21 protein-coding genes and 1 tRNA gene are annotated in these 21072 nt (G+C 60.9%); 6 read left to right on the forward strand and 16 right to left on the reverse strand.

Annotated features, from left to right (window positions below; translation table 11 throughout):
* Positions 1-70: 70 nt before the first annotated feature.
* From ACFPN2_RS38175 to ACFPN2_RS38195, 5 genes are all read right to left on the reverse strand, one after another.
* On the reverse strand, positions 71-979 hold the full coding sequence (locus ACFPN2_RS38175; RefSeq protein WP_380606549.1) for a type I-G CRISPR-associated protein, Cas3-extension family: 909 nt from the start codon (positions 977-979) through the stop codon (positions 71-73).
* Complete coding sequence (cas3g, locus tag ACFPN2_RS38180) at positions 976-3798, reverse strand: type I-G CRISPR-associated helicase/endonuclease Cas3g (protein WP_380606551.1); 2823 nt, start codon at positions 3796-3798, stop codon at positions 976-978. The genes ACFPN2_RS38175 and cas3g overlap by 4 nt, the downstream gene beginning before the upstream one ends.
* Entirely contained in the window at positions 3795-5186 is a 1392-nt protein-coding gene (csb2, locus tag ACFPN2_RS38185; protein WP_380606553.1) for a type I-G CRISPR-associated protein Csb2, read from the reverse strand. The genes cas3g and csb2 overlap by 4 nt, the downstream gene beginning before the upstream one ends.
* A gap of 2 nt (positions 5187-5188) precedes the next feature.
* The gene (gene cas7g, locus ACFPN2_RS38190) at positions 5189-6397 is read right to left on the reverse strand and encodes a type I-G CRISPR-associated RAMP protein Csb1/Cas7g (protein WP_380606555.1); all 1209 of its coding nucleotides are present in this window, start codon (positions 6395-6397) and stop codon (positions 5189-5191) included.
* Positions 6398-6647: 250 nt separating this feature from the next.
* Positions 6648-7070: a VOC family protein gene (locus ACFPN2_RS38195; protein ID WP_380606557.1), complete on the reverse strand. Its 423-nt coding sequence runs from the start codon at positions 7068-7070 to the stop codon at positions 6648-6650.
* Between the two features lie 47 nt (positions 7071-7117).
* On the opposite strand from ACFPN2_RS38195, the gene ACFPN2_RS38200 reads away from it, so the two are divergent.
* On the forward strand, positions 7118-7789 hold the full coding sequence (locus tag ACFPN2_RS38200; protein ID WP_380606559.1) for an alpha/beta hydrolase family protein: 672 nt from the start codon (positions 7118-7120) through the stop codon (positions 7787-7789).
* A gap of 113 nt (positions 7790-7902) precedes the next feature.
* On the opposite strand, the gene rnt is transcribed toward ACFPN2_RS38200, so the two are convergent.
* The 4 genes from rnt to ACFPN2_RS38220 all read right to left on the reverse strand — a co-directional run bounded on the left by rnt (position 7903) and on the right by ACFPN2_RS38220 (position 10214).
* Positions 7903-8496 (reverse strand): ribonuclease T, encoded by a 594-nt coding sequence (gene rnt / locus ACFPN2_RS38205; RefSeq protein WP_380606774.1) that lies wholly within the window; start codon positions 8494-8496, stop codon positions 7903-7905.
* 38 nt (positions 8497-8534) lie between these two features.
* On the reverse strand, positions 8535-9581 hold the full coding sequence (gene pyrC, locus ACFPN2_RS38210) for a dihydroorotase (protein WP_380606561.1): 1047 nt from the start codon (positions 9579-9581) through the stop codon (positions 8535-8537).
* Between the two features lie 89 nt (positions 9582-9670).
* A complete protein-coding gene (grxD, locus tag ACFPN2_RS38215; protein WP_380606563.1) occupies positions 9671-9994 on the reverse strand; it encodes a Grx4 family monothiol glutaredoxin in 324 nt (107 codons plus the stop codon).
* 28 nt (positions 9995-10022) lie between these two features.
* Positions 10023-10214: a DUF1289 domain-containing protein gene (locus ACFPN2_RS38220; RefSeq protein WP_380606565.1), complete on the reverse strand. Its 192-nt coding sequence runs from the start codon at positions 10212-10214 to the stop codon at positions 10023-10025.
* A 321-nt stretch (positions 10215-10535) separates the two neighbouring features.
* Between ACFPN2_RS38220 and ACFPN2_RS38225 the strand changes: the two genes are divergently transcribed.
* Positions 10536-10994: a urate hydroxylase PuuD gene (locus tag ACFPN2_RS38225; RefSeq protein WP_380606776.1), complete on the forward strand. Its 459-nt coding sequence runs from the start codon at positions 10536-10538 to the stop codon at positions 10992-10994.
* 90 nt (positions 10995-11084) lie between these two features.
* A complete protein-coding gene (nadC, locus tag ACFPN2_RS38230; RefSeq protein WP_380606567.1) occupies positions 11085-11936 on the forward strand; it encodes a carboxylating nicotinate-nucleotide diphosphorylase in 852 nt (283 codons plus the stop codon).
* A 347-nt stretch (positions 11937-12283) separates the two neighbouring features.
* On the opposite strand, the gene ACFPN2_RS38235 is transcribed toward nadC, so the two are convergent.
* The 3 genes from ACFPN2_RS38235 to ACFPN2_RS38245 form a co-directional block, all read right to left on the reverse strand.
* Positions 12284-14974, reverse strand: a complete 2691-nt coding sequence (locus tag ACFPN2_RS38235) for an EAL domain-containing protein (RefSeq protein ID WP_380606569.1) — start codon at positions 14972-14974, stop codon at positions 12284-12286.
* A gap of 297 nt (positions 14975-15271) precedes the next feature.
* Positions 15272-16003, reverse strand: coding sequence for a glycosyltransferase family 2 protein (locus ACFPN2_RS38240; RefSeq protein WP_380606778.1), 732 nt, complete (start codon positions 16001-16003; stop codon positions 15272-15274).
* 11 nt (positions 16004-16014) lie between these two features.
* Entirely contained in the window at positions 16015-16317 is a 303-nt protein-coding gene (locus ACFPN2_RS38245; protein ID WP_380606792.1) for a hypothetical protein, read from the reverse strand.
* A gap of 36 nt (positions 16318-16353) precedes the next feature.
* Here ACFPN2_RS38245 and ACFPN2_RS38250 point away from each other — a divergent pair, with 36 nt between their 5' ends.
* Positions 16354-17226, forward strand: coding sequence for a cation diffusion facilitator family transporter (locus tag ACFPN2_RS38250; RefSeq protein ID WP_380606780.1), 873 nt, complete (start codon positions 16354-16356; stop codon positions 17224-17226).
* Here the strand turns inward: ACFPN2_RS38250 and ACFPN2_RS38255 are convergent.
* The 4 genes from ACFPN2_RS38255 to ACFPN2_RS38270 form a co-directional block, all read right to left on the reverse strand.
* Complete coding sequence (locus ACFPN2_RS38255; RefSeq protein WP_380606573.1) at positions 17223-17957, reverse strand: lysophospholipid acyltransferase family protein; 735 nt, start codon at positions 17955-17957, stop codon at positions 17223-17225. The genes ACFPN2_RS38250 and ACFPN2_RS38255 overlap by 4 nt on opposite strands.
* Before the next feature lie 21 nt (positions 17958-17978).
* Positions 17979-19112, reverse strand: coding sequence for a S1C family serine protease (locus ACFPN2_RS38260; RefSeq protein ID WP_380606575.1), 1134 nt, complete (start codon positions 19110-19112; stop codon positions 17979-17981).
* Between the two features lie 31 nt (positions 19113-19143).
* Positions 19144-19219: transfer RNA gene (locus ACFPN2_RS38265), tRNA-Thr, on the reverse strand.
* Positions 19220-19319: 100 nt separating this feature from the next.
* Positions 19320-19796, reverse strand: a complete 477-nt coding sequence (locus ACFPN2_RS38270; RefSeq protein WP_380606577.1) for a Fur family transcriptional regulator — start codon at positions 19794-19796, stop codon at positions 19320-19322.
* Positions 19797-19974: 178 nt separating this feature from the next.
* Here ACFPN2_RS38270 and ACFPN2_RS38275 point away from each other — a divergent pair, with 178 nt between their 5' ends.
* Both ACFPN2_RS38275 and ACFPN2_RS38280 read left to right on the forward strand, forming a co-directional pair.
* The gene (locus ACFPN2_RS38275; RefSeq protein ID WP_380606579.1) at positions 19975-20529 is read left to right on the forward strand and encodes a GspH/FimT family pseudopilin; all 555 of its coding nucleotides are present in this window, start codon (positions 19975-19977) and stop codon (positions 20527-20529) included.
* Positions 20530-20544: 15 nt separating this feature from the next.
* Positions 20545-21009 carry a type IV pilus modification PilV family protein gene (locus ACFPN2_RS38280; RefSeq protein WP_380606581.1) on the forward strand — a complete coding sequence of 155 codons (465 nt, stop codon included), beginning with the start codon at positions 20545-20547 and terminating at the stop codon, positions 21007-21009.
* Positions 21010-21072: the final 63 nt, after the last annotated feature.

A 21072-nucleotide genomic window follows, 5' to 3' on the forward strand; every position in this document is an offset into this window, starting at 1 on the left:
AAAGAGCGCCGAAATCGCAAACGATTCCGGACATTCACCACCGCAGGCGCAGTCACCTGCTGCGGAGACATTAGCCAATCAAACTACGCGCGTGAATCGACTGCGCCGGCCGTAGTACGGCGTACCCCTGACCAAACTCGAACCTAGAGGACTCGAATACCGTCTCGATCCCCGAGCGCATCCCCTGGGGACCTCGCCAACCTTTCGAGCCCACTTGCAACAACGTGGTGAGTTCTGATGCATCAATCGACTTCGAAAATATTGGCCAGCGGAAGCTCTGCTCGCGACCTCGCCGCGAGAAACCGATCGTTTGCGGCCGCCCTTCGTGACTAAGCGCGGGCATCATCGGTAGAGCCCAGAATGCGAGAAGCATCGCGCCAGCCACGCAGGAAGGCTTCTCCGAGCTCGGAGCACGACTCCTAAGCGCGTAGAGTCGTTCGGTATTCGGATCCCAACCTAAGCTGTGCGAGCGCACCTGGTAGCGCCACGGCCCAAAGACTGCCTCTCGAAAGATCGCTCCAGCAGATCTTCGCGTCTGCGCTAGAATTTCACGCATCCCGCCAAGAAATGATTGCTGGCCGGATACCATGTAGAACGCCGATGGCTTGACAAGGCCCTTTTGAGTATCGAGAGCGCCATCCGCGACGAGTGAACATAAAAAATCCGAGCGCGTGGTTTTTGCTCCGCCGCCATCCTTCAATGCCGCTCGATAGACTGCGGGTTGAACGCGAACATCGCTGGCCCAAGTAAGCGCCTGATCCAGATCATCCGAGTTGAGCCATCGTTCGAGAGCCTGAATCAGCAGTCCCTCGTTGGTATAAATAGACGATTCAATGCACGCAACCCAGTCGTCTCGCAGAACGAAAGCCAGCTTTGCGAGTGGATCGACACTGCTGATGAGCCGTAACAGCCCGAAGCTGGACATCGCGCCCAGCGGATGAGAGCCAATCAGCGCCGGCAGGATGAGTGAATTCGTCATGCTCGCTTACTCTTGGCTTCTTCCGCAGAGCACTTCCAATCCGCCAGCCTAAGCACCGACTCGAGATAGGCGATCCCCCAAGGTCCGTAGCGGCGATTCAAACGCCAGAACCGCGCGGCCCACCCTGCCCCGAGCGAACCCAACGCGGGCGCTCCTTCGAAGGGAAGGGTTCGCCCAGCTACTTCAACAGCGAAGGCGCTGCCATCGTCACTCCGATCAGGCATCAGCGCACGTCCCCGTCCGTGATGCGTGCCGATGAGGTACAGGACCAAGTCGGGATCGGCCACGGCTTTCAGCAGCTCCGGATACTGGCGGAGAAAGGCCACGGAGTATGCCTCGTGCCTCTCCGAGAATTCGACACGCCCAACGCCGGAACGCCGCTTGCCCTTTGCAAGCAATTGCCCCGGCAATGCCTCGGGAGCGCCGGAACGCAACACTTCCTGAGTCCTTGGTTCCGCTTTGCCGACGTCATGAAAGGAGCCAGCGCAAGTCAGATGCTTTACATGCTCCGCTTCCAACGAGAGCTTTTTGGCAAGTCTTCGCGCATGCCGAGCCACGCCGGCATTGTGCTCCTGCAAGGAGACCGGGACTGTATAGCTGGATGAGAAATCCTCGTCCGATAGATCCCCAGCACAAACGACCGCGTCGGTTGCTACTATGGCATGCAATTTCCCAGCCGCATTCCGCACGACATCGAGTACAGGCTGGTTGCTTAGCCACTTGAGATCAAACGTGATGAATGACGAGATCTCCTCCATCAGCAGCGCGAATAATTCTCGTGACGATGCCTGGCTGCCAAGCGCCTTCTGTAACATCCCCCAGATCGATCGACGCTGCTCGATGTCGACACCGATGGCCGCGAGCCATCGCTCAGTGATCGAGACGATTTTGGACCTTTTCAATTCCTCCCGTGCCCTCGAACTCAGATCAACAACGGCCTTCGTGAATTCTGGCGCGAAGCCAAACGAGTCACATCCACCGTACGTGCTGGGGGCCACTATTGTGTCACCGGGCTTGATATCCCGCGCAGAGGCGCGCTCCCATCGATTCCCAGATCGACGCAGCACGAAGCGCCTTTTTGATTCAACGCCATTCACGGCCTCGATTTCAGGTACACCCTCGATGTCGGTGAGGCCTGTCTCATCCGCGCGCCCCTGAAGCCAGGCGCGTACGTCTCGCAGTGGTAACGAGAGGACCTCGAGGCTAGTTGGTGGATTAAGCTCAAGCAGCGCTGCCGCGGCATCCAGCTCCGAAACATCGAGCAATGACCCGCCACTGGCGACGGGAAGATCGGCACGCCACACCACATGGACATCCGGGGCACCAGATCTCAACCCATGCAGTAGCGCTTGGACGTCGGGATCGAACATCGGCGTCGGTGATGTTTGCGAGAGCAGGTCAATATGAATCGGTGTCAAACTCAGCTGCAGTCCGGGCTTGGTATTTAGCTGGCCCAGATCCATGCCCTTCGTGAGCCGCTCAACCGACTGAATGGAAAAGTCCACGACGGCGAAACCACCGATTTTTTTCCCGACCGAACTGAGCCAACTCCACGCCTCGCGGAGCGCGGCTCCATAGATCGGATCATCTTCTGCTCCACCACCGTCCCCGACGATCACCGCTTGAGCTTTTCGGAACTTACCCAAGCGATCGAGCCTCCCAAATCGTTGCCTCAGGGCGTCCAAGGCCGCGCACTCCGTTACCAGCCCCTGAAAATCAAGATCTGCGCCGACCTCGATGGTTTGGGTCGCGACAACGATCAACCCTCGATCGTTCGCATCCTTGACGTCTACGCCGACGCGGGATTCGACATGCTTCGTAACCTCATCACGATCAAGCGGTCGGCATCTGCCGATCATCAGTTGGAGATCGAACCGATCCGCTAGGTTCTGTTTCAACAAGGCATCGTACAAAGCTCGCGCCGTGCGCACTCTATTCACGATCACAGCGATCTTGGGCGCCGCGCTATCCAGGCGCCGATATAGATGAAGTGCTTCATGCGCAAGGACACTCACTCGATCAGCGGACCTTCCGGAAGCCTCGACCAGTCGGGCAGGCTTCTTCGCAGACCGGCGCTCCGCGAGCGTTTTGTTGGCCAAGTCCTTGGCGTCGAGACGGAATGGCACGCCACCTGCCCTAACCGTCGCACTGAGCGGTACCACTCGAACAGGACGAACGGAATTCAGCGGACGCTCCGCCTGAAGCTGCCGCGCCCGGATCGCATCAAGCGTATCGAGGAACGGAGCGCTCAAATGCGCCTCATCTACCAACAGCAAAGTGTCGTGTCCGAGCAACCCCGCATGGATGGGGTATGAATAGGGACTGACACCGTAGCCGCGGAACAAGAGCCGTGAACCCACTTGATCGACGGTCGATGTAATTATCATCGGTTGGGCAGGATCGAGCGAAAACGCTTGCTCACGAGGCATTCCTCCTCGCAACTTCTCGCAGAGCAAGGGCTCACTCCCACCCAGGCTTTTCAGTGCTCGCGCGATTCGATTCAAAGTCGCCGTCCGAGGCCTTGTCAGACTCTTGCGTAGTTTTTCGGCACGATCCGCGGCGGAGTCCACGATGATGCGTCGATCGACGGCAAGCACGATGCGTCGCGCCGCTCGCCAGGCTTCACCGCGTTCAGCACAGTACGCCGAGTGAAATAACGCTATATCCAAACACGCCGTCTTGCCGCTCGCTGTGGGCAGATCAATCAGATCAGGCCACTCATGGTCTCTCACCAACTGGGCGGCGAGCCGAGCCTGCCATGGCAGCGGAGGATATCCATGAATGTCACGAAAGAAGTCGACAAACTTGAGTGCTTTCATCGGCTCGGTATCCTGAGAGGCATGCACAACCCAAGACCAGTGAACCGCCCAGCGCCCAACATGACAGGCCCATGCACCTTCCGGTCGAATCTGATCGTCGTATGCTGTCGGGGCCTGTTATCGACCTGCTTGGACCGCCCATGGAACTCATGTACGGTTGGGGCGCCGGAAATCGTGGATACAGATCGAATTCCCACTTCAACGGGCCTTGGCAGGCCAATTCTCTCGCAGGCCGTGGCAATGACTGCTTCAGCGGGCCGCTTGTCTCTCGGATGCCGATCGAGCACTACCGGCGTCACGCTCGCCCACGTGTCGGACGCTCCTACATAGGCACTGAAATCCAACGATTTGAGTCTGCCTTGTGACCGAGGATCAACATAGCGGACATTGATCGATCCCAATGGTCCCAAATGGAGTTTCCACGTCTTTGCCAATGCAGCTCGAAGCTGTCGACGTGAACTGCGATCGGCGGTCGCAGGAAGAACAAACGCGACTCCTTTGAGAGAGCCGTCCGCGTACGGCGAATTGACAAAGCCAAGCGGTACGATCGCCAGATGGGGCTGCCTGCTCATATCCCCAACGCTGTCATGACCGCTAAGCACCTCCGAAACCGAGGTACCAAATCGGGCCAGCAGCGCGCTCCGCACCTGCTGTATAAGCGGCAGTGTCGAGCCCATTCCCAATCTCGGCCCGCCTTCCAGCGCAACAACGATTGCGTCGTTGGAAAAGATACTACTAGCGATCGGTCGCTTGTACGATTGCACGCGCCCTAAAGGCGGTTGAATGCTTTCGTCCGCGCGGCGAAGCTCATGACTCGACATCAGCCGATCAAATCGGCCCGCACTAGGAATGCGCAAGGACATCTCGCCATGATCCGCCGGGCAGAGCGATGGCGTCACTGATTCATCACGCAAACATGCCCGCACCGGTGAAGAGCTATGACCGATATACGTCAAGCTCTCCACGAGTTCGGCTAAAGGAGCGCGATGCTGCTCGAGTTGCGGGACTTGTGGCCATTGGAAAACCACGATCGGATCCTCGGGCACCACTGCAGGAAAGAATCGTTCGTGGCGAATGCGGCGATCCAAAACATGGCGAAAATCCGTCCGGCCTGAATCAGATTTCATCGCTTCATCGTTCACCGGCACGAAATAGCTGGGGGTCGACCGCAGCGCCGGCGATAAATCAGCTTTGATTTCCGGAGCAGTTAGACTCTCGAACCAGCGCAGCGCGTTTTCATGCTCCTTCTGTGCGCCCAACTCTCCGTAGGCCGAAACCAGCGCAGAGAACAACCGCTGGGGATGCGGCGGCCATTCCGCCTGGGTGCGATCGCCCCATTGACTGAGAACCGCTCGACCCATGAGGAATTCCATCTCGATGGTCAGCATACTCAAGCTCCCAGAGACTGGATTTGACGGCTCTTCTTGACCAACTCAACGAGCTTTTGCTGAGGTCGAAGTGCGACCGGCTTGGCACTCCACGGCAGCCCGGCCTTCTTTGCTCGCGCAATCGCATCTTTGTAGAGCGTGACGGCAGCGTCACGATCCAACTCCAACGCCGAGGAGGATCCGTCGGCCTTCACAATTTCCAGCTCCTGCTGACCATTCGCAATCAGCCCGCAACGCGACCGTAGCCAGTAGCCACGCTCACGCGCGGCCGTTATGGCAACCAAGGCCAAACCTGTCAGCACGACTCTCGCGGCGTGATCGGTCTCGGACTTGTCCACAACGGGGAATTTCAATCTTCGCAGGGCGGTCAAAGATACGACGGTTGTCTGTAGGGCGTGGTCTACCGTCACTCCGCCCTTGAAAGGCAATTGTTGCTTCTGGATGGCTCCATTGGCATCCATTGTTTCGCGCGTCCCCGACTCCACTTTCACCAAAATGCTGCCATGATTGATCTCAGAAGGGCGCGTGCCTTTTGCTCGTTCTTTTTTTTCCACCGATGATTTTCCCACCAGGGACCAATCCCCGTTCGAATCGGTTGCAATCTCCAGGCTGGAGCTGATTCTCAGCGGATCCTGGCGAACGCCACCCTGCGTGATACCCCATTCAGCATTGATGCCCACGATCTCACTCGTAACCGCACGAGCGAATTTGTTTCCCGCGCCGCCCGCGGCACCCGTTGAGTCCCAGCATCCAAACAGCAATGCCGATGGGGAGCTTGCAAACAGGGCCGTGGCATTCCTAACGTTGGCGGCCGTTAGTTGTTTATAAAGATCGGATTTGTGAAATGGCTTGCCGTTGTTGGTGTTGCTGTCGCGAAGAATGGCATCGAACACGCGATGGGGAGCAGTCAGCGTGCTTATCTCGCCGATATCGTCCAGCTCGCCATCGAATTGCACCACCAAGCGGGGCAGCTCGATCGATCCCTCTTCGGCGAGCTCGGATAATACCTCTTCGAGACGGTTGGCCTGAGAAGCCACCGAATCAAGCACCACGCACGGGACACTTCTTCCATCGATACGTCGCTGCTCCCAGCAATACATGCCACCAGCGAACGAGGGAGGGAAAATTTTGTCACCCTCCCCTCCTTCGGGAAGCAGCTTCTGGCGTAAGCGAATCGCTGCGGCGGATTTCACCACGTCACTGAGGTTCATCGGTTGGTTTCCTGCTCTTCGGGTTGATGCAGCGGAAGTCGGGGCGCCGTCATTTGGTGCGGCGATCTTTGTATTAGATTGGATTTATAGACCAATGACCCCCAAGTCACCGCGTCGACTCGGTCGCGGCAAACGTACTGGAACTAGAATGCAAGGCGCTGGATGCAGCAAGCGTAGGCGGTGCCGGCGGCACAAGCTTTTCACAGCATGTGATGTGGCTCGTCGGCTCGCGCGAGCGATGAGCGTGCGCCTATTCCTGCGGCAGGATCGCCGGATTCCAAGCCACTTCCCACAGATGCTTATCTGGATCCTGAAAATATCCCGCGTACCCGCCGTAAAACGTATCGTGCGCCGACTTCACGATGGTCGCACCTGCATTCCAAACCTCATCCATCACCGCCTCAACTTCCGCCTTCGAGCTCACATTGTGAGCAAGACAAAAATCGGTCGGACTTGGCGCAGCGACTGGCAAGCCAGAGTCGTGCGACAAACTCTTGCGTGGCCACAGCGCCAATCGCAGGCCGCCTTCCAATTCGAAGAACGCGACCGCGCCGTGCTCAAACTCTTTGCCGACGATGCCCTCGGTCTTGAGCCCGAGGCCGCGGGCGTAAAACATCACAGCGCGCTCGAGATCGTCGACGCCGAGAGTGATGAGAGTGATGCAAGGTTTCATAGTTCGTCCTTTTCCATTCAGCGTCACGAAAGCTCATACTGCCGGCCATGACAGCCGCCACATCGCTGAGCATAGAAGCTAAACCCGGCCTACGGGTGTCAGCTTTACTGCAACTTCCGCCAAAGGCACGCGCTTGTTACGTGCTGGGTCATGGCGCGGGCGCTGGAATGGCGCATGCGTTTATGGCCGATCTCGCGAACGCACTCGAAGCGCGACAGATCGGCACGCTGCGTTACAACTTTCCTTACATGGAGAGCGGCTCAAAGCGCCCCGATCCGCCGGCACTGTGTCATGCGACGGTGCGTGCGGTTGTAGAGGAAGCACGCAAGCAAGCACCAGGCATGACGTTGATTGCTGGTGGTAAGTCGTTCGGAGGCCGAATGACGTCGCAGGCTCAGGCGGCGAAACCATTACCTGAGGTGCGTGGGCTGGCGTTCGTAGGCTTTCCGTTGCACCCGGCAAAGAAGCCATCGACCGAACGTGCGGCTCACCTGTCGGAGGTGAAGATTCCGATGCTATTCCTGCAGGGAACGCGAGATGACCTGGCCGATCTCACGCTGCTCGAGCCGATCGTGCAGAAGCTCGGCGCGAGCGCGACGATGAAACGCATTGAAGCAGCGGATCATTCCTTCCACGTGCTAAAGAGCTCAGGAAGAAACGATCGCGAAGTGATGGAAGAACTCGCAGACACAATCGCGAACTGGATAGCAAGGCTCTAGGCCACCGTGCCACAGCGAGGCCTCGATCAGCGAGGGGACCGCCAGCGCGTCGCGACAGCCGACGAATGTTGGCCAGGTTGCCAACGCTGGTGCAACCAAACAGCCGCCTTCGACTACCCGACCGCCGCCTTCATCGTATTGCAGATCTTGCAGAACAACTCCGCCGTCTTCTGCGCATCGTACGCAGCGGAGTGCGCGGCATTCGAGTCCCACTCGATGCCCGCAGCTTGCAGCGCCTTCCCGAGCACCGTCTGTCCGTAAGCAACGCCAGCGAGCGTCGCGGTATCGAAGCTCGAGAACGGATGGAAGGGATTGCGTTTGATGTCGGTCCGCGCAATCGCGGCGTTGATAAAGTTCAAATCGAAGTAGGCGTTGTGACCGACAAGGATGGCGCGCGTGCAATCGTTGTCTTTCATCGCGCGACGGATTTCTTTGAACAGCCGGGTCAGCGCTTCCTTCTCCGGAATCGCCGGACGCAGCGGATGAAACGGATCGATGCCGGTCACCGCCAGCGACGCCGGCTCGAGATTCGCACCTGAGAACGGCTGCACGTGATAACGCCAGCTCTCGCCCGGCAGCAGCGTGCCGTCGCCCTGGATCTCGACCAGCACAGCGGCGATCTCGAGCAGCGCATCGGTGTTCGGATTGAAGCCGCCGCACTCGACGTCGATGACCACTGGCAAAAAGCCGCGGAAGCGGCGAGCCATGGGCAGCTTGCCTTCGACTTCGACACCCACTACATCGTTCAAGACGGAATTCCTTCGGCCAGCTGCCAGGCAACGCTCTCGCCGGCACGGAACGGCGTCAGCTCATCGTCACCAAATCGGTACACGGCGGGCGGCGTCCACGACGTGCGATTCAAAGTGATCTTGGTTGTATTGCGCGGCAAGCCGTAGAAGTCAGGCCCGCGCTCCGATGCGAACGCCTGCAAGCGATCCAGTCGACCCGCCGCTTCGAACGCCTCGGCATAGAGCTCAATCGCAGCGTGCGCGGAGAACACGCCGGCGCAACCGCAAGCGTTCTCTTTGGTGTGACGCGCATGCGGCGCGCTGTCGGTGCCAAGAAAGAATCGACGATCGTCGCTCGTCGCCGCTTCGACCAGCGCCTGTCGATCATGCTCACGCTTGAGCACGGGCAAGCAATAGTTGTGAGGACGAATGCCGCCCTGAAAGATCGCATTCCGATTCAACAACAGATGCTGCGGCGTAATGGTCGCGCCGACACCGGCGCGGGCCCCTTTGACGAACTGCACCCCTTCGCGCGTCGTCACATGCTCGAACACAACCCGCAGCTTCGGAAACTTCTCCACGATGCGCGACATGATGCGATCGATGAACACTTTCTCGCGATCGAACACGTCGACGCTGTGCTCGGTCACCTCGCCGTGCACCTGGAACACCAGACCCACGTCCTGCATGGCTTCGAGCACCGGAAAGATTTTATCGATCGCCGTGACGCCGGCATCGGAATTCGTGGTCGCCCCGGACGGATACAACTTCGCGCCGACGATGAACCCGCTCTGCTTTGCCGCGATGATTTCGGCCGGCGAGGTCGTGTCCGTGAGATACAACGTCATCAAAGGCTCGAAGCTCACGCCCTTGGGCACGGCCTGCAAAATGCGCTCGCGATAAGCAGCCGCGGCGGCGACCGTCGTCACCGGCGGCTTCAAATTCGGCATGATGATCGCGCGGGCAAACTGCCGGGCAGTGAAGGGAACGACACTGGCCAGGTGGGCGCCATCGCGCACGTGCAAGTGCCAGTCGTCGGGACGAAGCAGGGTCAGCTGAGTCATGGGCGGGAGTCTAACGGACGCGAGCGGAGGACGCTCCGTCCGCACGCGCCCTCCGCCGTGCGGCGGAGGGCAACGCGAGTTGGGGCGGATCAACCGGCGGCGTTGGCCGACTCGCCGATGAGCTTCTGCAGCTCGCCGGACTTGTACATCTCGATGATGATGTCGGAGCCGCCGATCAGCTCGCCGTTGACGTACAGCTGCGGATAGGTCGGCCAGTTCGAGTACTGCTTCAGCGCTTCGCGCAGCTCAGGATCCTCGAAAATGTTGACGTGCTGAAACTCGGCGCCAACCGCGCCCAGGGCACGCACGGCCGCTGCGGAGAAGCCGCACTGGGGAAAATCAGGCGTGCCCTTCATGTACAGCACGACCGGGCTGGAGGACAGCTGCGACTTGATGCGTTCGATGACGTCCATACAAACCTCGAATAAAGCCAAAGACGATTCAGGAAGCGGCCTGGCTGCACCGCTGGCGCGCCCGGTCGACGACCTCGCGCCGCTGCTCCTCCGTCAAGCGCGACCATTGCGCGATCTCGTCAATGGTGCGGCCGCAGCCAACGCAGACCTGCCGTGCATCGAGTACACAGACCTTGATACAGGGAGAAGCAACGGCCGGAGATGGGGGCGGCAACGTCATGACGGAAGGGGCTGACAATTGAATTATGGGGATGCCTACCCTATTCTTCAAACGCTTTTTGCTGACAAATGCCGTAGTCCTTCGGACTGGGAAGTCGCATGGACGCGGCCCAAACCGACAATTTGAAAAACCAATAACCGGCGGGTTCGAGCGAGGAGTTCAGTCATGCATCCACTGACTACGGTGCGCGGAGCCATTATTTCGGCCTTCGTGCTGGCCATCGTGCTCTCGGTCATTCTCACCACCACCCTGGTCGGCGCCGACGGGCTGGGCCTGCACCACACCCGCATCGACCGCTGGCTGCACATCGTCTCGGGCGTGATGTGGATCGGCCTGCTGTACTACTTCAACGTCGTTCAGGTGCCGGCGCTCGGCGATGCCACCGCCGATAAGGGTGGGCCGGGCGGCGCTGGAATCACGAAATATGTCGCCCCGCGAGCACTGTGGTGGTTCCGCTGGGCCGCGGTGCTCACCTGGGTCACCGGTGCGTATTTCCTGCTGTTCGGCTATGGCACCCCGGTAGCCCTGCACAAGGCCTTCATGCTCCAAGAAGGGTTCGTGACCATCGGCGTGGGCGCCTGGCTGGGCACCATCATGCTGCTGAACGTGTGGGGCCTGATCTGGCGGAACCAGAAGAAAATCCTCGGCATCGTCCCTGCCACGGACGAGGAAAAGGCCAAGGCTCGCAAAGTCGCGCTGTACGCCTCGCGCGTGAATTTCATCCTGTCGGTGCCCATGCTGATGTGCATGGGTGGCCAGAGCCACGGCTTACCGTTTTAAAACCGGCTCGATTGGTAGCGAAACCCGGCTGCGACTGGGTTTTGCCGTTTTGGCGGCGTATCTTTCGCGTCTTGCGTTAGAGGACCCGTCATGTCGATTGCCCTGCCCAGCTCCGAGTACATCACCCGCACTGTCACCATCGCTCTCGAGGAAGATGTCGGCACAGGCGATCTGACGGCGCAGTTGATCCCGGCCGATCGTGTCTCGAAGGCCACGGTCATCACGCGTGAGGACGCGACGCTGTGCGGCCGGGCGTGGTTCGATGAAGTGTTTCGTCAAATCGATCCCCGAGTGCATGTGACCTGGAAGGCCGCGGACGGCGATCGCGTACGCGCGAATCAGGTGCTTTGCGAATTGTCCGGCCCGTCACGATCGCTGCTGACCGGCGAGCGGACGGCGCTCAACTTCCTTCAATGCTTGTCTGCCGTGGCGACGGAGGCGACTCGCTACGTCGAGGCGCTGAAGGGCACGCAGTGCCGAGTGCTCGATACGCGCAAGACGATTCCAGGTCTGCGACTGGCGCAGAAGTACGCCGTGCGGTGCGCGGGCGGTACGAATCATCGCATCGGGTTATTCGACGCGATCCTGGTTAAAGAAAATCACATCGCGGCGGCGGGATCGATTGCAGCGGCGGTGGCTGAAGCGCGGCGTGTGAACAGCGAGGTGATGGTGGAGGTTGAGGTCGAGAATCTCGACGAGCTGCAGCAGGCGCTGGCGGCGAAGGTGGACCGGATTCTGATCGACAACTTCTCGAACGAAGATATGAAAGCCGCGGTGCGTATCGCCCGGTCGCACGAGAATAAGGGCATCGAGCTGGAAGCGTCAGGCAACATGTCGCTCGAGACATTACGCGCCGTGGCCGAAACAGGGGTGGACTTCATCTCCGTCGGCGGACTGACGAAGCACGTGAGGGCCGTGGACCTGTCGATGCGCTTCGCATAACGCAGCCACAGATTTGTTTGGCCTGCGGCCGGCCGCAAGGAGCAGACATGCCCGGCTCGCGCCTTTTGATCCGAAGCACGTGCGAGCCGTGGACTTGTCGTGCGCTTCGTACTACGCAGCCGTAGATTTTTTGGCCTGCGGCCGGCCGCAAAAGAGGCCGTATACGCACCGTTGGCCGACTCACCACAGCCGAGCTGACGAGAATCGCGGCGGTACCCGCATGCCCACCGTTCGACGCAGGCGAGCCAACGAGAAGCGCGCCCGCTAGGGTGTGGCGCACGGCTCGCCGGCAGGCGAGCAAGTCAAAGTTGAGGGGTTGGCCCGCCGAAGGCGGGCTCAACAATTCGTTAGAACGCCTCACCACCCGACGCGAGCTTCATCACCCGCTGCGGTGTGGCGATGCCGTAGCCTTGGGCGTAGTCGACGCCGATGCTTCGGAGCATTTCGATGATCTCGACGTTCTCGGCGAACTCGGCGATCGTCTGCTTGCCGGTGAGGTGACCGATTTCGTTGATCGAGCGCACCATCTCCCGATCGATCGGGTCGTGCAGAATCTCTTTCACGAAGCTGCCGTCGATTTTCAGGAAGTCGACCGGGAAGTGCTTCAGGTACCCGAACGACGACAGGCCCGTGCCGAAGTCGTCGAGCGCGAAGCGGCAGCCCAGTTCCTTCAGCGCATGAATGAAGCGGTTCGCCTGCGAGAAGCTTGCAATCGCCGCAGTCTCGGTGATCTCGAAGCAGATCTTCGAGGCATCGATGCCGCTGCGATGGAAATGATCGATGACGAACGGCAGAAACTTGTCGTCACCCAGGCTCTGACCGGAAAGATTGATCGAGCACAGCTCCAGCTTCTCGCGTTCATCGGCCTCGGACACGAGCCAGCGCAACGCATGTTCGATCATCCAGCGGTCGATATTCGGCGTCAGGCCGTAACGCTCGGCGGCGACGATGAACTGATCCGGCGCCACGATCTTGCCCGCCTCATCGCGCATGCGAAGCAGCAGCTCGTAATGCAGACCATGCGCTTCCTTGTGCTGTAGCGGCTGGATGACCTGACGGAAAATCTCGAAGCGATTGTCCTCCAGGGCGTTGTTGATGCGCGCGGCCCACTGCATTTCGCGGCGGCGACGCATCAGGTCGATGTCGTTTTCCTGGAAGCTGTAGATACGGTTGCGGCCGCTTTCCTTGGCCGCTGCACAAGCGCTGTCAGCGGCAGAGATCAGAGAAGCGACATCCTCGTTCTCAGGCGACACCGGCACCACGCCGATGCTGGCACCGAGCCGGAACGTACGCTCTTCCCACACGAACTTGTAATTGCGGATCGCCTCGCGAAGCATCTCCGCGTTACGCACAGCCTCTTCCAGCGAGCAGCTTTCGAGCAGCACGCCGAACTCGTCGCCGCCGAGACGCGACACCGTATCGCGCCAGCGAATCTTCGACTTGAGCAAGGCGCCAACCTGGCCGAGCAACGCATCGCCCGCGCTGTGGCCGCAGTTGTCATTGATGATCTTGAACTGATCGAGGTCGATGTGACATAGCGCATACGACGCTTCGCGAGCCTTGGCGCTCTTCAGCGCACGCTCCAGCCGCGATTCGAACTCACGACGATTCACGAGACCCGTGAGGATGTCGTGGCTCGCGTGATAGGAGAGTTTGCGATTCAGCTCGCGGCTCTCGCTCACGTCATGGAACACCAGCACGCCGCCGGACACGTTGCCCGCGCCATCGCGGATCGGTGAGGCGCAGCTCTCGATGTAAAGCTCGTTGCCGTCGCGACGGATCAGCAGCGTCGGGCGAACCGACTTGATCGCGCGCGTGCGACGAATCGCGACCGCCAACGGATTCTCCAGCGGCTCGCAGGTCTCTTCGTGGAAGCTGCGGTAGATCTCATCGATGACGCGACCTTGCGCGTGCTCGAGCCGCCAGCCGGTGAGCTGTTCAGCCACCGGATTGAGGTATTCGATGCGGCACTTCGAATCGGTGGTGATCACGCCGTCGCCGATGGACTGCAACGTGATCTGTGCGCTCTCTTTCTCCTTGAACAGCGCTTCTTCGTACAGCTTGCGCTCAGTGACGTCGAGATCGACGCCGACGATGCGCCGCGCACGCCCGTGTTCATCGAGGCGGGCCTTGGCGCGGCTCTCCACCCACAGCCACACGCCATCGCGATGGCGCAGCCGGTGGACGCTTTCGAACAAAGGCTCTTTACCGGACAAGTGATCGCGTAGCGCCGTGCTCACGCGCACCGTGTCATCGGGATGTAACAATTGTTGCCAGTCGACCAGCGGTTCAGCTTCGTCGTCGCTGTAGCCGAGCATCGCCTTCCAACGCGGCGAGAACCAGGTCTTCTGAGCATCGACCTCGAAGTCCCACAAGCCGTCGTTCGCGCCATGCAACGCGAGCTCGTTGCGCTCTTCGATCTGATGGAAGTGCTGCTGGTAGCGCAACCTTTCGATGCCACTCGAATAACTCGACCCGAGCAGCTTGAGCATCAAATGCAGGTTGGCATCCCACGAATCGCGCGGCAGCGTCGAGCACAGCGCGATGAACGCCTGAACGCGTCCCTGAATGGCCACGCCGACGATCAGCGCGGCGCCAATATGTAATGAAGCGAACCGCGCGCCTTCAGGCACCAGCTCGCGACGCGGCCGCGCCGTATCGCGGATCTCGACGATGCGCAGATGACCGAGTTTGTTACGAAGATACGGCAAGCGCTCGAGCGGCTCGCCATGGAACACGATGGGGTTGAAGGTCGCGAACAGGCCGCTGGCCGCGACCACGTGCTCGATGCTCTTGTGAGCTTCATCGAACGTGGCAATGACGACCGCATCGAGGCCGGCCGATTCGCGCAGCGCCTCGAGATTCTGGGTCAGCAGCGGATCGTCGCGCTCGGAAGTGAGATTCTGAAAATCGATGGACGCTTTGGTCAGCAGGACGTCCAGGCCTACCTTGGTGTTACGGCGTGGACGCGCGGTAAATAGCGTATCGCCGCTCGGCGCGGAGATCAGCGGTCCATGCTCTGTCGGGTTGCTTGCCACTTGCGGGGCGCGTCAGTGCGCGGACGCTAAGCCGCCGGTACGCGGACTCGACAACGGGCCGCGATTCGTATCGTTCGCCATTCAGGGCACCCTCCCGAACCGAAACTTTCTTGCGCGCCGCCTGCACTGCTTTGCTGAGATATGAATAGCAATGCGGCGATCGTCCGATTGTGGCACAGCAAATTATGCGATGAAAAGCACGGCGCCAAGTGTTGCACCTGGCGGTCGACGCTAAACAGCGACATTTCTCTGTGCAGGCCGTACGCAATCCGACGGAACCTCCGTCAGACGACCGACTCATTCGCGACGCAGGGATTCCCGGATGCGAATCGGCGGCGAATTCCGCAGGATCAGCCAACGAACGCCGAACAGATCGACGATGCCTACCCACAGTCGATTGCTCAACCCGTACTTGGAGACCCCTCGAGTGCGCGGACGATGGCGCACCGGAACGGAAACGACGCGAGCGCCGGCTCGCTGATACAGGGCCGGCAGGAACCGATGCATGTGGTTGAACCAGGGTAACCGCATGAAGGTCGCCCGGTGCATCAGCTTGATGCCGCAACCCGTGTCCGGAGTGCCATCACGCAGCAGCCCGCCGCGTACACGATTCGCCACACGCGAAGAAAATCGGCGCAGCCAGGTGTCTTTTCGTGTGGTGCGATTGCCCATCACGAGCCGCAGCGAGTCGTCGCCAGCGGTGACCGCTTTAACCAGCTCGGGGATGTCGGCGGGGTCGTTCTGGCCGTCGCCGTCCAGGGTCGCGACCCATTCAGCTTGGGACGCTTCCACGCCGGTACAGACCGCCCGGCTCTGGCCGCAGCGCTGGGAGTGCTCCAGCAGGCGGATCTCCGGGATGCCATTGGCATGCGCGGCCCGGATGGCCTCGACCGTACCGTCGGTGCTGCCGTCGTCGACGAAAATGATCTCGAAAGGCTGATGATGGACCAGGGCGGCCTGGATTTCGCGGGCCAGCGGCCCGACATTGTCAGCCTCGTTACAGACTGGAATGACGACGGAGAGTTTCATGAGCGCGCGGATTATAGACCAGGCAGGTAGGACGTCTGGCCGGACAAAACCAATCGACTTATTCTGACGCCATGAACGACCCACGGCACCCGCACCATGGCCATGGCGCCGGGCACGACGGCTGCGCCGAGCACCAGCACGATCAAGGTCATGGCCATGAGCACAGCCACGAGCATGACCGTGGCGATAAGCATGGCCACAGCCACGAGCGCGACCGTGGCGATAAGCATGACCACAGTCACGATCATGGCCACGCCGAGCATCGACATGATCAAGGGCATGGTCATGGTCACGACCACGACGACCATGATCACGACCACACCGCCGGCGCCAGCGGCCGCGTTCTGGCCATCGCGTTCACGCTGACCGCGCTGTTCATGGTGGTCGAATTTGCTGGCGGCGTGCTGGCGAAGTCGCTCGCCCTGGTCGCCGACTCCGGCCACATGCTGACCGATGCGGCTGCGCTGGCCCTGGCCTGGGCGGCGGTGCGCATCGCCACCCGCCCGGCCGACGCCAAGCGCTCGTTCGGCTATCAACGCCTGCGCGTGCTTGCTACGTTCGTCAACGGCTGCGCTCTGTTGTTCATCGTGGCCTGGATTGCATTCGAGGCGGTCCAGCGCCTGCTGAACCCCGTGCCCGTGAATGCGAAAGCCATCCTGTGGATCGGCACCCTCGGCCTGATCGTCAACCTGATCGTGTTCGCGATGCTGCGTCGGGGCGACTCGCACGACATGAATATTTCGGCCGCCACTCTGCACGTGCTCGGCGACCTGCTGGGCTCGGCGGCGGCCATCGTCGCGGCACTGGTCATCCTGTGGACCGGCTGGATGCCCATCGATCCGATCCTGTCATTGCTGGTGAGCGCGCTGATCGTCAAGAGCGCGATCTCGCTGGTCCGCCGCTCGGCGCACATTCTGATGGAAGGTTCACCGGAGTGGCTGGATCAAGGCGAACTGCGTCGTACGCTCGAGCAAAAGATCCCGGCGATCCGCGATGTGCATCACGTGCACACCTGGTCGGTCGGCCCGCAGGACACGTTTCTCACCATGCATGCGCTGGTGAATGGCGCGGCGGATCAAGCGATGGTGTTGAAAGACACCAAGGCGCTGCTGGCCGAGCGCTTCGGCATCACGCACACGACCATTCAGATCGAAGTGGAAGGCTGCATCGACAAGGACTGCGCGGAAGAGCCGATCAAACAGGACCGCGTCGCTCGCGCCTAACGCTCATGCAGAGCGCGTTCGGCGATCTTGAAGGTCTCGTGCAAGCGGCGCTCTAGTTCCTTCTGCGCGGCTTCCATTTCTTCTTCGGTCATTCGCTTCGGCGGGAAATACGGCTCACCGATCGCGATTCGCAAGCGCGCGAACGGAAACGGGATGACAAACTTGTCCCAGGTCCTGAGCAGCTTCGCCGGGCTCGCCGCATAAGCAATCGGCACGACCGCCTTACCGCTGATCTGCGCGGTGAAGATTGCACCGGGTTTCATGACGAAACGAGGACCGCGCGGACCATCGGGCGTGATGGTGGGAGAGATACCTTCCTTCACGATGGCGTTGTACACGCCCCGCACCGCTCGCACGCCGGTGTATGAGCCCGAGCCGCGAACCACATGGCACCCATAGATCTCCGCCAGCAGCGTCGGCGCCTGGCCGTCGACCGACGGAGAAATCATGAAGCCCGGCTTCATGCCTTTGATCTTGCTCGACGCCATGAAGCGTGCACACATCAGCAGATGCTGATGCCAGAACACCGGCACGACCGCGCCCTGCTCCTTCAGCAATGTTTCCAGCCGATCCAGATGGACGATTTTCAGCCGGCTGGTCCGCCACAGCACTTCGAGAATGAATGCGCCGAGATACGCGGCGAGCCGATAGACGAACATGCGCCCGGCGGTGAGCTGGCGCTGAGATTTGGTACGCGGAGGCCGCGGCGGCGGCGCACTTGCTTCTGACATCTGGGCAAGTTTACCGAACGGCTACTCGCCCTGCTGCAGCTGGGCGCTCAGCTCGATTTCTTTACCGTCGCGCCACACCTTCAACCGCACGGTGTCGCCGGGCTTGTAATCATCCAGCCGCGCGGACAACAGCGCGCCGCTGTCCACTTCCTTGCCATTGACCGCGACGATCACGTCGCCCGGAACGATCGAATTGCGCCGTTCGATGCGTGCGCCTTGCAAGCCCGCTCGATCGCCGGTGCTGCCTTGTCGCACTCTCAGAATCGCCGCGCCCTGAACGCCGAATCGACGTGCGATCGCGCGGCTCAACATTTCGTCTGTCTCGATCCCAAGACTCGGCGGCGCATAACGACCGTTGGCGATGAGTTCCGGCACGACCCGATTGATCGTATCCACAGGCACCGCGAAACCGATGCCGGCACTGGCCCCCGAGGGACTGAAAATCGCCGTATTCATGCCGATCAAGCGACCGGCGCTGTCGAGCAGCGGCCCGCCCGAGTTGCCCGGATTGATGGCGGCGTCGGTCTGAATCAAATGTTGAATGACGCGGTTGTCCTCTTCGCTGAGCGAACGATCCAGCGCGGACACGATGCCGGTCGTCAGGGTCCAGTCGAGACCGAAAGGATTGCCGATCGCGAACACTTTCTGACCGACCTGCACATCGCCGCTGGTGCCGACCGGAATCGGCGCCGGCGCGTCTTTCGCCGCGACGATCTTCAACACGGCGATGTCATGCGTCTCGCTGCCACCGACGAAGGTCGCTTCGAAGTCTCGTCCGTCGGAGAGCTTCACGACCGCACTGCTGCCACCCTGGACGACATGCAGGTTCGTAACGACATGGCCTTGCTCATCCCAAATGAACCCCGACCCGGTGCCCCGAGGCACGGTCATGACGTTGCGGGTCCAGTAGTCGAGCACGCGCTCCTGCGTCGAGATGAATACCACCGAGCCCTTGGCCGCCTCGAACAGCCCGATCGTGGCCTGCTCGTCCGGCTGAAGTTGGTGACGGGGGACGATAGGTCGAGGCGCGGCGAAGGCGGAGATCTGACTCACCGTGTCCTTGCCCAGATACCAGGCGCCATAAGCGGCCAGAGCCAGCACGATGACCCGAGACACCGTTCGCCAGCGCGAGTGCCGAGAAGCTTGGGATGTCATGTTCCCTGCGGCGTAAGTTCTTGATGGGAAATGGTGCCGTCTCGCGGAATCGAACCGCGGACCCACGCATTACGAATGCGTTGCTCTACCAGCTGAGCTAAGACGGCACCGAAGAACCGATGCGGCACCGGGGAGCCCGGTGCGGCGGGGTGCGAAGTATAGGGGAAGAAGTTGCGAGCGAACAGGCGCCGCAGCGAACTTACTCTTTCAGGCCTCGGCCGGGCGCTTCTTGCGCAGGCGGATCACGACCTCGATGGCCTCCGCTTCCATGCCCTCGGGCAATGTCGGGAAACGACTGAAGGCGATGTCGCCCGGATCGATGTCCCGCAGCTCGCCGGTTTCCAGGTCGTGGAAGTGATGGTGGGGCACGATGGTCGAGTCGTACACCGAGCGCTCTGGATCCAGGTGGATCTGGCGCACCAGGCCGCGCTGGGCCAGCACTTTGAGGGTGTTATAGACCGTGGCCTTGGAGACCCGCTCGCCGCCCCGGCGGATCTCCGCCAGGATCTGCTCCGCCGTCATATGCGTCGGCGCCGCCATGAGGATCTCGGCGACCCGCACGCGCTGATGCGTGGGTTTGAGGCCGTGCAGGTGCAGCTGCTCGATGATTCGATCGCGCGTCGGGCCGTCGGCAACGGCCGCGGCGGACGGAGAGCTGAGCTGGGGGCTGTACTCGGAAGTCACTTAAGAACCCGCCACTGAAAAATCCGGGCAAATACCCAGGGCAACCAACTGAGGGCCGAGCATACCTCGGCATGCGCCGGGAGGCGAGAAACTAGGTAAAAATGCCGCCATATCGACATTTGGGGGCCGAGCGGGGCCACTATGTTGGTCGCGGTCATCAGCGAAGGATCGCGCCGCCATGCATCGAACCTGCCCGCCCGGAGCCGCCCCGGGATTCACTCTGCTGGAGTTGATGGTCACCCTGTCGGTCGCGGGAGTCCTGCTGGGACTGACCGCGCCCACCTTTCGAGGCATGTGGCTGGACTCCCAGCGCGCATTGGCGGTGAACGGGTCCATGCACAGCATCTTTCTGGCCCGCAGCTCCGCGATCACCTATCACCGGACCGTGAGCATCTGTCGCTCGGCCGACGGCCAGACCTGCAGTCCCGACACGACGAACTGGCAACTCGGCTGGATCGTATTCGTGAACGAGGATCGGGACGAGCCGCCCGTGCGAGACAGGAACGAGCGCGTCCTGGTCACTCAAGCAGCCTTGCCCGGCGGCACGATCACATCGAACCGTCGCGGTTACTCGTTCAAGCCGTACCTGCGATCGGTGGTCAATGGCACGGTGGTGTTCTGCGACCGTCGTGGCTCGGCGCATGCGCGGGCCATCATCATCAACATCGCCGGCCGTCCACGCGTCTCGAAGCGCGACTCCAACAATCGCCCTTTACGCTGTCCGAGCGGATAGCCATCATGCTCGCGTATGGGAGGACCAATCACGCCCCTGCGCGGCGCTCGTTACACGCGCGGATTCAACATCGTCGAGATTCTCGCTGCCTTGCTCGTCATGGCTGTGGCGATCGTCGGCATCGCTGCGCTCTACTCGGATCAGACTCACATTCCCGCCGACGCGCGCCTACCCATTCGCGCGGCGGAGCTGGCCGATCAGATGGCGGACCTCATTCGCACCACGCCTGAAGGCCGCGACGGCTTCGCCACGACGGTCGGCGTGATCTGTAACGACAAAGCGAAAACCAAGTCACCTCAAGACAAGGCCGCGCAAATCGCCGCGTGCTGGGAAGACGAAGTCGAGAACGCACTCCCCAGCGGCCTGGGCTCGATCTCACGCGATACGTCGATGACACCGGCGAGCTACGTCGTCGCGGTCAGCTGGTCGGCACCGGGGACAGGCGCGGCGTCGTATGTGACGCGAGTGGAAGTCAGGTAGGGCTACGCCCGACGCGACGACGGCCACGCCACGTCCGTTCTTCCCGGAAGAGAAAAATATTCT

The organism is Steroidobacter flavus, from assembly GCF_042651805.1.
Lineage (GTDB): Bacteria > Pseudomonadota > Gammaproteobacteria > Steroidobacterales > Steroidobacteraceae > Steroidobacter > Steroidobacter flavus.

Excerpts from the sequence above, each read along its gene's own strand:
- ACFPN2_RS38175 (WP_380606549.1), bottom strand. The coding sequence starts at position 979 with ATGACGAATTCACTCATCCTGCCGGCGCTGATTGGCTCTCATCCGCTG.
- cas3g (WP_380606551.1), bottom strand. The coding sequence starts at position 3,798 with ATGAAAGCACTCAAGTTTGTCGACTTCTTTCGTGACATTCATGGATAT.
- csb2 (WP_380606553.1), bottom strand. The coding sequence starts at position 5,186 with ATGCTGACCATCGAGATGGAATTCCTCATGGGTCGAGCGGTTCTCAGT.
- cas7g (WP_380606555.1), bottom strand. The coding sequence starts at position 6,397 with ATGAACCTCAGTGACGTGGTGAAATCCGCCGCAGCGATTCGCTTACGC.
- ACFPN2_RS38195 (WP_380606557.1), bottom strand. The coding sequence starts at position 7,070 with ATGAAACCTTGCATCACTCTCATCACTCTCGGCGTCGACGATCTCGAG.
- ACFPN2_RS38200 (WP_380606559.1), top strand. The coding sequence starts at position 7,118 with ATGACAGCCGCCACATCGCTGAGCATAGAAGCTAAACCCGGCCTACGG.
- rnt (WP_380606774.1), bottom strand. The coding sequence starts at position 8,496 with ATGGCTCGCCGCTTCCGCGGCTTTTTGCCAGTGGTCATCGACGTCGAG.
- pyrC (WP_380606561.1), bottom strand. The coding sequence starts at position 9,581 with ATGACTCAGCTGACCCTGCTTCGTCCCGACGACTGGCACTTGCACGTG.
- grxD (WP_380606563.1), bottom strand. The coding sequence starts at position 9,994 with ATGGACGTCATCGAACGCATCAAGTCGCAGCTGTCCTCCAGCCCGGTC.
- ACFPN2_RS38220 (WP_380606565.1), bottom strand. The coding sequence starts at position 10,214 with ATGACGTTGCCGCCCCCATCTCCGGCCGTTGCTTCTCCCTGTATCAAG.
- ACFPN2_RS38225 (WP_380606776.1), top strand. The coding sequence starts at position 10,536 with ATGTGGATCGGCCTGCTGTACTACTTCAACGTCGTTCAGGTGCCGGCG.
- nadC (WP_380606567.1), top strand. The coding sequence starts at position 11,085 with ATGTCGATTGCCCTGCCCAGCTCCGAGTACATCACCCGCACTGTCACC.
- ACFPN2_RS38240 (WP_380606778.1), bottom strand. The coding sequence starts at position 16,003 with ATGAAACTCTCCGTCGTCATTCCAGTCTGTAACGAGGCTGACAATGTC.
- ACFPN2_RS38255 (WP_380606573.1), bottom strand. The coding sequence starts at position 17,957 with ATGTCAGAAGCAAGTGCGCCGCCGCCGCGGCCTCCGCGTACCAAATCT.
- ACFPN2_RS38260 (WP_380606575.1), bottom strand. The coding sequence starts at position 19,112 with ATGACATCCCAAGCTTCTCGGCACTCGCGCTGGCGAACGGTGTCTCGG.
- ACFPN2_RS38275 (WP_380606579.1), top strand. The coding sequence starts at position 19,975 with ATGCATCGAACCTGCCCGCCCGGAGCCGCCCCGGGATTCACTCTGCTG.
- ACFPN2_RS38280 (WP_380606581.1), top strand. The coding sequence starts at position 20,545 with ATGGGAGGACCAATCACGCCCCTGCGCGGCGCTCGTTACACGCGCGGA.